Origin of the sequence: Butyricimonas sp. RTP31003st1_G1_RTP31003_210430, from assembly GCF_040920905.1 — a bacterium.
GTDB lineage: Bacteria > Bacteroidota > Bacteroidia > Bacteroidales > Marinifilaceae > Butyricimonas > Butyricimonas paravirosa.
On record NZ_JBCOSQ010000016.1, the window covers coordinates 41,255 to 53,980 of the forward strand.

Genomic DNA, 12,726 nt, shown 5'->3' on the forward strand with positions numbered 1-12,726 from the left:
GTTATGTAAGTATGTTTTTGTTGTAATGCAATTGTAAAAATTATCCAGATCAATATTGTAAGAGTATATTAATTTTGAATTATGGCAAGATTATTTTTAGGAAATGATAAAGATGTATTTCTTGAATTCAAGAAACATAATTTGGAAATTGGATTTCATAATTATTCCAGTTTTGAAAAGGATAATATATCTGTTATTGCATTTAAAAAACTGAAAATTGATAATGAAAATTATTGCGAATTTGGAAATGATTTTATATCAGGTGTCGGTACATTTATTTATAAAGAAAGTATTGGGGCTATAGCTTTAAAACAGATTTATAATGATTTTTCTGGAGATCTTTTGGAAATTCGTAAAAATCTCATTGGGAATTATTTATTTGCATTAAAAAAGTCTGAAAAAGTTTATGTTTTTTGTGATGCTAATAATATTTTTAATGCGTATTATTATGAGAATAAGGGGCAATGGTGTATAAGTAATTGTTTATATGAAATCGCTTTAGCTCTTCCGATAGAATTGGGAGTAAATGAATTTAATGTTATCGAGCAAATTTTTCAATATAATATTTTGGGTAATGGTACAGTATTTAACGAGATTCAGAAATTATTAGGTAATGAGTATTTAGAAATAGATATTGAGAAAGGATCGTTCTGTAAAAAGCAACTATACCTCAGTAGTCCATACAAGATAAGTGAACGACCTTTAGAAGAATTAGTTGATGAGTTTTGTTCGGATCTCCAAGAAATTACACGAAAGGTTGTCAAATGTTTTGACGGGGATATTGGTGTATGTATGACAGGGGGACTTGATGCAAGAATGATATTAGCTGCTTTCTTATCGAATGATTGTAAACCTGTATTGACTTATGGAGTAGGTAATAGCCAATTGACAAATACTAAAAATGGAGATTTAGAAGTAGATAAGATTTATTCGAAAAGGTTTAATTTACCTCTGAAAATAATGGATTGGAGTACTCCTGATCCTGTGGATTTATACTGGGATAAATATATTGATAAGTATGGATTTTATGCAAGTGTTTATTCAAGTTCGAACCATGTGATGTCAGCTTTTGAAAATCTAGAGGAAAGGTTTTTGAATGTTGGTTATTATGGTGAGTTATATCGGAATATTGATTGGATTGATTCCTTTAAATCGCATACTTTTTCTTTAAATGCATTTTTAGACAATTATTATATGGAAAAAAATCTAAATACGACAATTGATGATTGTAATAAATATAGATTGCATTTGAAAAATAAAATTCATGATATCTTAAAACTGTATGATATTTCTAGTGAGGAAGAATTGGTAGATAAGGATTATTTCACTATTTTAAGTTTCGAGAAAAGAAAAGGATCTGATTCATCTATGATAAACTATATAAATCAGCATCGATATTCATTTGCTATTCTGGCAGAACCCAATCTAATAGAAAAAGCATTTATTCCAATAGATAGTAAAAAAGATGCGATATTTATCATTAAGGTACTTGAAAGATTATTTCCTCCGATTTTAGAGATTCCATTTTTCTCTCGTTGTGAATGGCGAGTTTTTGATCCTAAAAGTAAATTAATAGTGAAAGATCCTAAAGGACTTTCCAAGTATCATAAATTGATACGAAAATACTTTTTTTTAACTCATGCTGGACAACGTATTTATTATCGTTTGTGTGCTGTTGTAAATTTATTAAGAGGTAATAAAAAAACAGCAAAAGAAGCATTTCAGCGAAAAAAAATAGCAAGTCGTTTATCTTGTATTATACGAGATTATGGAATATTTAATCATCATGTTGATCCGATGGTTTCTGTTTATTTGTCACAAGAGTCTAGATATGCTATTTTGTTAAAAACTTTTTTTCACTTAAGGCGTAGAGAGCGGGTATGAGAAAACTTTTCTTTAGGGCAGATGCTGGAATTAAAATTGGTTGGGGACATTTTATTCGCACCTTGGCTCTTGCCGATATGTTGAAAGATGTTTTTGAATGTACGTTTTTTACACAGGAGCCAACATTGTATCAGATAAATGAGGTTGAAAAAGTTTGTAAACTTATATCGTTACCTAGTGATGATTCTAAACTAAGTATCTTTTTGGATTATTTGTGTGGAGATGAAATAGTGTTTTTAGACAATTATTTTTTTACTTCGGAGTATCAAAAGCAAATAAAGGAGAAAGGATGTAAGTTAATTTGTTTTGGGACAAATGATCGACATTATTATGCGGATTTGTTATTTAATTTTGCAGAAACCAATCCTTGTATTTTTTCTGTAGAACCATATACAAAAATTTTCTGTGGAGTAGAATGGGCGATTCTTAGGAAACCTTTTAGGGAGAAATTTGCAGATAGAGTTGTAAATCGAAATGGTATTGTCATTTGTTTTGGTGGAACGGATCAATATTTTATGACTGAAAAAGTTGTAGATTATCTAAAATCGTATGCTTCGAATTGTGAAGTTCATGTCATTTTGACAACCTCTTTTTCATCGGTTCGAATCAAGGCATTGCAAGAGAAAGAAGTTTTTATTCATGTAGATCTATCGGCAGAGCAAGTTGCAATGTTGTTTGATCGTGTATCTTTGGCAATATTGTCGAGTAGTACGATATGTTTAGAAGCTTTATCGAGGGGAGTAAATGTAATTGCGGGGTATTATGTCGATAATCAGATGAGACTGTATAATTTGTTAGTCGGGAAAAATCTAGTGAATGGGATAGGATATTGGCTGGATAATGATTTGAAAATAAGATTAAAAGATACGTTAAATAATATGCAAAATAGGCATAAGGCATCATTAGATTTTTATGATATAAAAGAACGTTATATTAATTTGTTTAAAAAATTATGCTGATAGATAGAGATCGAGTCTATACGGTAGGTATTTATTCTTATAAGAACTTTGTTTCTCTTTCTAAAGAAGAAATTAAACTTGTTTGGGAATGGAGAAATCATGATAAAACGAGGAAATGGATGATAAATCAAAATAAGATTACTTGGGAGAATCATTTAACGTTCCTTGGAAAATTGAAAATCCGAGAGGATGCTTTTTATTGGTTGATGTTTCGAGAAAATAAACCTATTGGAGTCCTAAGTATTGTAAATGTTGACTATTTAAGATTAGAATGTGATCCAGGATATTATCTTGCTCCGGATTTAGATGGAACAGGGTTAGGTTTAGAGATGCACTACCACTATAAACAGTTAATATTTAATTATTTGGGTTTTGATTGTTTAGTTAGTCATATCTTGTTCGGTAATACAAATGCCTATCAACTCTCTCTCTTTTTTGGAGCGGAAAAGGAAGGGGAGGAACATATTAATGGAGAGAAATATGTTATAGTACGGACTCCTAAATCTAGATTCAATAAAATTAGGAGAGAGAAACTTATAAATCAATTTGTGAAATTTAATAGGGAAAATCCTATAAAATGGGAATAGAGAAATTCTTAAATCAGAAAGAGGCCTTTATTATTGCAGAGTTATCTGCGAATCATAATCATGATTATGATTTGGCGATAAAAACGATAAAGGCAATGGCAGATGCTGGGGCAGATGCCGTTAAAATTCAGACTTATACGCCGGATTCGCTCGTTATGGATGTTGATAATGAGTTTTTTGGCCCGATAAGAGGAGGGTTATGGGATGGTATTAAGAGGTACGATCTTTATAAGCAAGGAATGTTACCTTATGAATGGCAACCGAAATTGAAAGCTTTTGCTGAAAAATTAGGATTACTTTTCTTTTCTACACCTTTTGATCGTGCTGGAGTTGATTTTTTAGATCAAATGAATATTCCGCTGTATAAGATAGCCTCTTTTGAAATTAATGATGTTCCTTTAATTCGTTATATAGCAAAAAAAAAGAAACCGATAATTCTTTCAACGGGAGTAGGAGATGAGGAAGATATTGCTTTAGCTTTGAAAGTATGCCGTGAAGAGGGGAATAACGATATCTCTTTACTAAAATGTACATCTGATTATCCGGCTTCTTATGAGAAAGCTAATTTGCAGACAATACCTGATATGAAAAATCGTTTTGGTGTTCGTGTGGGAGTCTCGGATCATTCAATGGGAAGTTTAGTGCCAATGGTAGCGGTTGCTTTAGGAGCAACCATTGTTGAAAAACATTTTATTCTCTCTCGTTCTGTGGGGGGACCAGATGCAGCATTTTCAATGGAACCATACGAGTTTAAACAAATGGTACAGAATGTGCGTAATGTCGAAAAAGTTCTGGGCAATGTTAAATATGATATCTCGGAAACGGAACGTCGTAAACGTCGTTCTTTATATGCTTTTCATGACATAAAAAAGGGGGAAGCTTTTACTGAAAAGAACGTACGTTCATTTCGTCCGGGTTTTGGGCTTTCTCCAAAATATTATGATGTAGTAATGACAAAAATCAGTCGTCGCGATTTCCAACGAGGAGATATTTTAACCGAGGATGATATTAGATAGCATGCGAATAAGTGTTGTTGAAAAATTTGCTGTAGGTGCAGGTATTTTATGGTTATTTACCGTTTTAGACTCATTTTTTATTTGGAATTCATACGAAAATTTTTTGAAAGTATTTGCGGGGGGAGTGGTTGTGATAGCATCGTTTTTTTTGTACAATAGAAAAAAAATGATATTTACAATTCCTAGAGTGTGGTTGATGTTTTCGAGCTTTTTATTTTTCATATATTTAAATTTTAGAATAGATATAGGAATATGGGGAATATTAGCACGTTTTTTTGCTGTCTTTCCGTTTATGCTTTTAGTTTTTTGGAAAAATGATACTTTGAATAACCTGTATTTGATATTTAGAAAAATCATTATTTTTTTTGCAATAGGTTCTATCCTTATAACCCTATTTTTTGTAACAGGTTTAATACAGTATATTCCTTATTATGTTGTAGAAGCTCGTTCTAACGTTCATGAATTGGCAGATCTAAATTATCATATATATGGTTGTTTTGTAACGATTCATAGTTACATTTCTTCGATGATACCAAGGGCTTGTGGGCCTTTGCAGGAGCCAGGACACTTTGCAATTATTTTGGGATTCGTTTTTTTGATAGACCGATTTTTGAAGCAGAAAGTTAATATAGGAATTGTAGTGTGTGGTATCTTGACATTCTCGATGAATTTTTTCGTACTTGCAGTTTTGGGTGAAATTTATGATTTTGTATATAATAAAGCCGGATTGAGAAAACTTTGGATATACATCTCAATTTTATTCATGATGTTTCTTATGTTCCTATTTTTGAGTAAAGAGTTACAGGAGCAATTAATATATTTGTTTTATGAACGAAATTTAGAGCGTGTTTTTGAAGCCTACCAATCAACAAATTCTTTGTCTAATGCGTTAGATGAGAGAATTAATCAAACAGGTGCATTTTACTATGAACAATTTCTTCATTCATCAAAATTGTTGTTTGGATTCGGAACTACTAATGATGAAATTGTCCTTTCTGATTATCGAGGGATGTTGCTTAGACTTGGGTATATTGGATTCTTCTTGTCACTTTTATGGGCTTATACATCGTTATTAAATACCCCTTTCCGTCTTAGAATTTGTCTTATTGGTGCGATGATTTTGATTTATCTTCATAGAGCATGGATGATGCAGCAGCCTTATATTTACTTTTTGGTATTTCTAGCAGTTTGTGTTTATAATTATCATTTGTCTCATCGTATGAATGAATTGAAATGAGAATTTTAAGAGGCGTAACGTTAATATTGAAAAATAAGGTGATGCTTTATATGTTAACGCGATATGTTACATATGGAATGAGTTTTTTTGTATCAATGTATGCCGCTAATCGGCTGGGACCTTACTATTATGGTGTTTGGGGATATTTAATGTTGCTATTGAATTATTTTAATTTAATTAATTTTGGAATACCTCAAGCTGCTCAAATTTTTCAAATTCAGAACAGGGAAAACTTATATCGGCGAGATGCATTTGAAAAGAGTGGATTTGTGTTGACCGGAGTATTAGGAGTTGGTATTATCTGTTTTGCTTTGTATGAGAGAATTGTTGGAATAACTTTTTTTGAAAAATATGAACTTGGAAATTTATTTTATTGGATTTGTTTATGTGGCATAATAAATTATTTTAACTTGTATTATAGTAAAGTCTATCGGGTTAAAAATAAATTACTGGAAATAGCTTTTCATCAAACCTTCGTTGTATTGTTGACTTTTGTGGTCGTTTTTTTGAAAGAAGGTTATCCATTATTACAATGGATGTTAGGTGCATACGTCATTGCTTATTCCATTATTTTTTTATTTTATTCCTTTAGGGAAGGAATTACTTTTAAAGGAGAGTTTCGATTTTGTGATTGCAAAAAAATAATTAATAAGGGATTCTTTCTATTTTTATATAACTCTGGTTTCTATTTTATTATGATTTCTACCAAAACAATAGTTAGTATTAATTATACTGTAATGGAATTTGGTTATTTTACATTTGCCTATTTGTTAGGATATGCTGTTTTACAATTATTAGAGGCTTTTTCTTATTTGATTTCTGCAAAGTTATTAAATAAATATCGTTCTTCTAATGCAGAAGTTGTTTCTTCAACCATTCGACTGATAAGGGTAAATTATGTCGCTTTGTTTCATGGGATTATGTATTTGGCAATGATTGTTTTTCCTGTATTTATTCGTTTTGTACCTAAATACGCAGGTACATTGTTGATGATTAATTTGGCCTGTTTAACAATGTTGCTTTTCACAAATTCCTTCGGTTACTCTACATTTCTTATGGCAAGAAATAAAGAAAGAGTACTGGCTTTCATTGCAATATTTTCTTTGGGAATAAATGTTTTACTGGGTGTATTTTTTGTGAAATTTTTACAGGTAAATTATCAATATACGATATTGCCGACGCTTTTGACTTATTTTTTATATGCTTATTTATGTGTATATTATGGTCGAAAAGAGTTAAAATTGGATAGAAGTATCATGAATGTTTTTGAAGATTGTTTCCCATTACGACTATTATTTCCATTTATTGTAGCTGTGATCCTGATTCTTTGTAATATAACCTATTTGTTGTGTATACCTTTTGTTGTTTATATTGCTTTAAATGGGAAGACAATAAAAGAAATTTTTCATTCGTTCAAGAGAATTTTTAATAAACCGGAAATCATTGATTTGTAGATTATATGATGGACGGCCGAGCAAGAAATGATAAATGAGATTCAGCTGAGGATATGACACGGTTATCAAAAGGAAGTGAGGAATTACTCCGTATTGTTGAAGATGAAAAATCGCTGTATAAGTATAAAATACATGGAATATCCATATGGAGTGTAGTAAGGAGAAGATACAGGAATCTTCGTATAGAAAAAACTTGTGGCATTGCCCCGATGTCAAATCATGCCCATTTTAATTTCAAGAGATTATTATTGACGTTTTTCACATCACTAAGGCAGTATATCAGTTTTTCATTAAGACGGAAACAAGTGGATATATGGTTCTCAAATTTTACGCGATTGGATTGTGTGGATGGAATATGGGTGGATAAATTTATTGATCCAGTCATTGATAAGTTAGAGTTGGACAATTATATATGTTTTGAACGTGGAAATTCAGGTGTACACCAGAAACCGCGCTTGCATCAAGATTCAATTGTGTACACGGAAGCGATAGACTTTTCAATTAATTTGTTGGAGATTTTAATTTCTCCGTTTTATTATGTGAGGTATCGAAAAGTTTATTTGGAACTTTTTGATGCGGCTCAAAAATCATTTTTTATGCAGCGGAAAGATTTTTGGCAAATTGTTCGTTTGTTTACTAGATTTGATATCAAGAGAAGAATATACAAAAGAATTTTTAGGAAAAAACGTGTGAAATATTTTTTCGGGGTTGCTAGGTTGACTTTTTATTCGCAAATGGTGGCATGTAAAGAACTTGGAATACCGGTGTTTGAGTTTCAACATGGTATTACCGTGAGTGAGACTGTTCTTTATTCTGGCTCTGTTGATGAAATGTTTGTTCCTGACTATTTTCTGGCTTTTGGAAAGATGTGGGTCGGATCTCAATTTGGAATTGATTGTAAAAGAATAAAAGTAATAGGATGGGCTTATCGAGACTATCTTCGTAAAACACTTTCTGTTATACCCAAAAAGTATATGCATATCTTATTTGCATCGGAACCCGAAATATCGGACAAGATAATAGCGGCTGTCTCTGAATTAGCAAAAGCCTTCCCCGATTATTTTTTTGACATACGTCTCCATCCGCATGAGCGATTTACGTCAGAGCAAAGTGCTATGATTGAAACAATTCCCAATGTCAGAGTTGTAGATAACAAAATTGGCTCGTTTGTAACACTTATGCAGTATGATTATGTTGCGGGCGAACATTCAACTGTTCTATATGAAGCGATGAGTTTGGGTAAAAAAGTTGCTAAAATATGTTTTGCTGATTTACATCCCAAGTCATTAATTGATAATTATAATGATGGATTCTATTATGTTCATGATATAGAGGAATTTGGTCTTTTCTTGGAGGCAGAATTGAGTGAGTCTCAAAAAGAAAAAATGAGTCAGATATATTCGCCATTTGACAGAGAGGGGGTCTTGAATTTGTTCGGATGTGCTTCGTTGTTTGATAGTAATGTTGACGACATATCATAGTAATTTTTTTTCTTAACTTCTTAATGAGAAATAGTAAATAATGGAAAACTTAATAATCATTGGTGCCGGTGGAATGGGACGAACTTTTTATGACTGGGTGAGAGAATGCGTAGGGTATGGAGAGAGGTTTGTGATAAAAGGCTTTATTGATGACAATATTAATGCGTTAGAGGGTTTTGAGGGGTATCCACCGATGTTAGGTACTATTGAAGAATATTGTCCGGAAGAAGACGATGTCTTTACTTGCTCAATGGGAGGGAATGTGAAGAAGATGTGTTGTGAGAAAATTTTGAGTCGGAGAGGGGAGTTTATTAATATTATCCATTCTACGGCTCGTGTTGGAACGAATGTAAAATTAGGCACGGGTAATGTGATAGGAGCTTATGTGGCGTTGGGTGCAGATGTTAAAATCGGAGATCATAATTTGATCCAAAGTTATAGTGTTATCGGGCATGATGCTGTTGTCGGGAATTGGAACCGAATAGATACGCATGTTACTTGTGTGGGAGGAATAAAAATTGAGGATGAAACCGTGATTCATACTTCTGCGGTAATCAATCATAAGGTGATCGTTGAAACAGGAGCGAAGGTAGGTGCGTGTAGTTTTGTGATAAAAAAGGTAAAAGCAGGAACGACCGTGATGGGGAATCCTGCAAAAAGGATTGAAGTTTAAAATAGATTAATAATATAAAATATTTAGTTATGGAGATTTCTAAGTTTATTGAACTTTTTGCAGAATTGTTTGATGAGACGGATGTGACCGTGTTTACTGTGGAGACTGAATTTAAAAAGTTAGACGAATGGTCCTCATTGATAGCACTTTCAGTTATTGCTATGGTGGATGAAGAATATGGAATAACTATTCAAGGAGAGGATATCAGAAATGCTAATACGATAGCTGATCTTTTTAATAACGTGAAGATAAAACAATAGTGGATATGTCATATAACCCGTTTTCACTTTCCGGTAAGATTATTTTAGTAACGGGAGCGGCTTCCGGTATCGGAAGGGCGACCGCAATAGAGTGTTCTAAAATGGGAGCCTCCGTGATTATTACAGATATTCGGGAAGACGGATTGGCGGAAACCTTGCATTTGCTGGAAAAGGGAGATGGAGAGCACCGGATGATTACTTGTGATTTGACGATAGATGAGGATTTGGAAAGAATGATGACATTTCTTCCTGTTTTGGATGGAATGGTAAATAATGCAGGGATAACAAAACCGTTACCAGTAAAATTTATAAACCGGGTAGATATTGAAAAGATTCTTTCTATTAATGCTCTTGCCCCAATATATTTAACGCAAAAATTGTTGAGGAAGAAAAAACTGGGGAGAGGTGCATCTATTGTTTTTACTGTTTCTATTGGAGGGGTTTATACCGTGGCTCATGGAAATACTATGTATGGCGTTTCCAAGGGTGCTTTGCATGTGTTCATGAAAAATGCGGCTTTAGAGTTGGCTTCCATGGGGATTCGCTGTAATAGTGTTAATCCTGGTATGATAGAAACTAATTTGGTTGCGGGTAAGCAATATTCAGAAGAGGATCGGGAGAAGGATATGAAAACTTATCCATTGAAACGGTATGGAAAACCAGAAGAGGTTGCTCTCGGGATTGTTTATTTGTTGTCGGATGCCTCATCTTTTGTTACTGGACATTCGTTAATTATTGATGGCGGAAAAACATTGTATTGAATGGAAAGATTATTGCAAGGTAAGGTTTGTATAATCACGGGAGCTGCTCAAGGTATCGGGAAAGCGATCGTGGAACGTTTTGCAGAGGATGGTGCTGTTGTTTACGCTTTTGATCGGCGGGAGGGGGTAATGGATCAATGGGCAGAGATTTGTTCCGAGCGTTACGCAACAAGAGTAATACCTGTTTGTTGTGATATAACAGATAGTGGCGGTGTGAAAAAAGCCTTGATGGCAATTTACAAGCAAGAGGGGAAATTAGATGTGTTAGTGAATAATGCCGGGGTGGTATTTAACCGGAAAATAGGGATGATCGTTCGAGAGGAGACTGAATTGATGTTTCGGGTGAATGTGATTGCTGCGTTAGAATTGATGCAGTTGGTCGCTCGTTTTATGGCTAGAAACGAATGTGGTTCGATCGTGAATATTGCTTCCGTGACCGCTGTATTGGGATCACCGGGACAGGTTGCTTATTCAGCAACGAAAGGAGCCATTATATCTTTGACCAAATCGGCTGCTAAAGAGCTTGCTCCGCAAGGGATTCGAGTAAATGCGGTAGCTCCGGGGATCGTGAAGACAGAACGGTTTACTGAATTGTACGAGGCCACGGGAGACAAGATAGACGAAAGAATAAATAGAATCGCTCTAGGACGATTGGGAACACCGGAAGATGTGGCTAATGCTTGTGCTTTTCTCGCTTCAGAAAGAGCTTCTTATATTTCAGGACAAGTGCTTGGTGTTGATGGTTGTGCTTCGATTTAAAAGTTATGATACTGAATATAGATAAGCATAAGGAAAATTCTTTGGCAGTAATAGATTCAGCCGGGGAGAAGTTGACATATGGTGAACTGACGGAATTTTCCAAAGAATTAAAGCGACTACTTCCGAGTCGTTCTCTTGTGTTCGTTCTAGCTGGTAATGATGTGGGAGGAATTGCTTGGAGTGTAGGGTTATTGGAGGCGGGACTTGTTCCTTTACTGTTAAACCCGAAGATTGATCCAGAATTACTGGAAAGGTTGAATGAAATCTATGAACCCGGATACGTGTGTCTTTCGAATCGGGATTCCGGGCGGTTCGATTTTGAGCGAAAATTAATTTGTTTTAATTATTCGCTATTGAAAACGGGTAAGAATAATTACCCTCTTAACGAGCAATTATCGCATCTTCTTCCCACATCGGGGTCAACAGGGAGTCCGAAGCTCGTACGTCATAGTTACGAAAATGTGGAAGCGTCAGCTCTGAATATATCGACTTTTTTTAAATTGAAAAGTGAAGATCGGCCGTTACTTGTATTGCCGTTGTATTACACTATGGGGTTGTCGATAGTGTTCAGTCATTTATACGTGGGGGCAACAATCCTTGCTACAGATTTGAACATGACACAGAGGGAGTTCTGGACATTTCTGAAGGAAGAAAAAGCGACAAGTTTTACTGGGGTTCCTTACAGTTTCGAGATTTTACGAATGATGCGTTTTTTCAAGATGGATTTACCCGATTTGGAGCTGTTAACCCAGGGAGGTGGAAAATTATCACGAGAGTTGAATCTTCAGTTCGTGGAGTATGCACAAAAGACCGGAAAACGCTGGATTGCCACTTACGGACAGACCGAGGGTACTGCTAGAATGGCATATTTACCACCGGAATATGCTTTATTGAAGTGTGGTAGTATCGGTAAAGCGGTACCTAATGGAGAACTCTTTCTAGTAGATGATCTGGGAGATGTGATTGAAGGGAATAATCAAGAAGGAGAATTATGTTATCGGGGAAAAAACGTGACATTAGGATACGCCTCATGTAAGGAAGATTTGAAACTTGGGGATACGAGAAATGGATGTTTGAAAACGGGAGACTTGGCCTATCGGGACGAGGATGGTTTCTATTATATCGTAGGACGTACGGGACGTTTTTTGAAACTTTTTGGGATGCGGGTTGGATTGGACGAATGTGAATATATCGTAAAGTCGAAATATCCGATAGAGTGTGCCTGCGTGGGGACGGATGAAAAGATGATGGTGTATATAACCGATCTCCGATATCAAGAACAGGTGAAAGGGGAGCTGATTGATAAAACCGGTATTGTGGCTTCTGCTTTCGAGGTTCGGGTGATCCCGGAGATACCAAGGAATAATGTGGGGAAAATATTATATAAGGTGTTAAATAATTAAATTGAAGAGAGTGATGGAACAGAAATATAAACAGGTTTTTATTGAAGTTTTCGGTGTACTTGAAGGTGCGTTAAATGATGATTTTTCAAAAGATAACGTGAAAGAATGGGATTCTGTGCATCAATTGAATATAGTGGCCTTGTTGGAAGAAGCGTTTGATGTTATGTTCGAGCCGGAAGACATCATGGGATTCACATCCTATAAGGCGGGTAAAGAGATATTGAAGAAATACGGAGTAGAAATTTAAACACG

At 34.5% G+C, this 12,726-nt stretch carries 13 protein-coding genes; all 13 read left to right on the plus strand.

Translation table 11 applies throughout. From position 1 onward, the window contains the following. The first annotated feature begins 81 nt into the window (after window positions 1-81). The 13 genes from AB5542_RS06925 to AB5542_RS06985 all read left to right on the plus strand — a co-directional run bounded on the left by AB5542_RS06925 (window position 82) and on the right by AB5542_RS06985 (window position 12,721). A complete protein-coding gene (locus AB5542_RS06925) occupies window positions 82-1,884 on the plus strand; it encodes a hypothetical protein (RefSeq protein ID WP_279038826.1) in 1,803 nt (600 codons plus the stop codon). Further along, on the plus strand, window positions 1,881-2,843 hold the full coding sequence (locus AB5542_RS06930) for a hypothetical protein (protein ID WP_279038824.1): 963 nt from the start codon (window positions 1,881-1,883) through the stop codon (window positions 2,841-2,843). The genes AB5542_RS06925 and AB5542_RS06930 overlap by 4 nt, the downstream gene beginning before the upstream one ends. Continuing rightward, a complete protein-coding gene (gene pseH, locus AB5542_RS06935) occupies window positions 2,837-3,430 on the plus strand; it encodes a UDP-4-amino-4,6-dideoxy-N-acetyl-beta-L-altrosamine N-acetyltransferase (RefSeq protein WP_279038822.1) in 594 nt (197 codons plus the stop codon). The genes AB5542_RS06930 and pseH overlap by 7 nt, the downstream gene beginning before the upstream one ends. Continuing rightward, entirely contained in the window at window positions 3,421-4,446 is a 1,026-nt protein-coding gene (pseI, locus tag AB5542_RS06940; protein WP_279038821.1) for a pseudaminic acid synthase, read from the plus strand. The genes pseH and pseI overlap by 10 nt, the downstream gene beginning before the upstream one ends. 1 nt (window position 4,447) lies before the next feature. Continuing rightward, on the plus strand, window positions 4,448-5,683 hold the full coding sequence (locus tag AB5542_RS06945) for a hypothetical protein (protein ID WP_279038820.1): 1,236 nt from the start codon (window positions 4,448-4,450) through the stop codon (window positions 5,681-5,683). Next, the gene (locus AB5542_RS06950; RefSeq protein ID WP_279038819.1) at window positions 5,680-7,137 is read left to right on the plus strand and encodes a lipopolysaccharide biosynthesis protein; all 1,458 of its coding nucleotides are present in this window, start codon (window positions 5,680-5,682) and stop codon (window positions 7,135-7,137) included. The genes AB5542_RS06945 and AB5542_RS06950 overlap by 4 nt, the downstream gene beginning before the upstream one ends. 335 nt (window positions 7,138-7,472) lie before the next feature. After that, on the plus strand, window positions 7,473-8,618 hold the full coding sequence (locus tag AB5542_RS06955) for a hypothetical protein (RefSeq protein ID WP_279038818.1): 1,146 nt from the start codon (window positions 7,473-7,475) through the stop codon (window positions 8,616-8,618). A 40-nt stretch (window positions 8,619-8,658) separates the two neighbouring features. After that, window positions 8,659-9,291 (plus strand): sialic acid O-acetyltransferase, encoded by a 633-nt coding sequence (locus tag AB5542_RS06960; protein ID WP_279038817.1) that lies wholly within the window; start codon window positions 8,659-8,661, stop codon window positions 9,289-9,291. A gap of 29 nt (window positions 9,292-9,320) precedes the next feature. Further along, window positions 9,321-9,551, plus strand: coding sequence for an acyl carrier protein (locus AB5542_RS06965; protein ID WP_279038816.1), 231 nt, complete (start codon window positions 9,321-9,323; stop codon window positions 9,549-9,551). A gap of 5 nt (window positions 9,552-9,556) precedes the next feature. Next, window positions 9,557-10,312 (plus strand): SDR family NAD(P)-dependent oxidoreductase, encoded by a 756-nt coding sequence (locus tag AB5542_RS06970; protein WP_279038814.1) that lies wholly within the window; start codon window positions 9,557-9,559, stop codon window positions 10,310-10,312. Further along, on the plus strand, window positions 10,313-11,071 hold the full coding sequence (locus AB5542_RS06975) for an SDR family NAD(P)-dependent oxidoreductase (protein ID WP_279038812.1): 759 nt from the start codon (window positions 10,313-10,315) through the stop codon (window positions 11,069-11,071). Between the two features lie 5 nt (window positions 11,072-11,076). Continuing rightward, window positions 11,077-12,474: an AMP-binding protein gene (locus AB5542_RS06980; protein WP_279038811.1), complete on the plus strand. Its 1,398-nt coding sequence runs from the start codon at window positions 11,077-11,079 to the stop codon at window positions 12,472-12,474. A gap of 13 nt (window positions 12,475-12,487) precedes the next feature. Continuing rightward, complete coding sequence (locus tag AB5542_RS06985) at window positions 12,488-12,721, plus strand: acyl carrier protein (protein WP_279038810.1); 234 nt, start codon at window positions 12,488-12,490, stop codon at window positions 12,719-12,721. The last annotated feature ends 5 nt before the right edge of the window (window positions 12,722-12,726 follow it).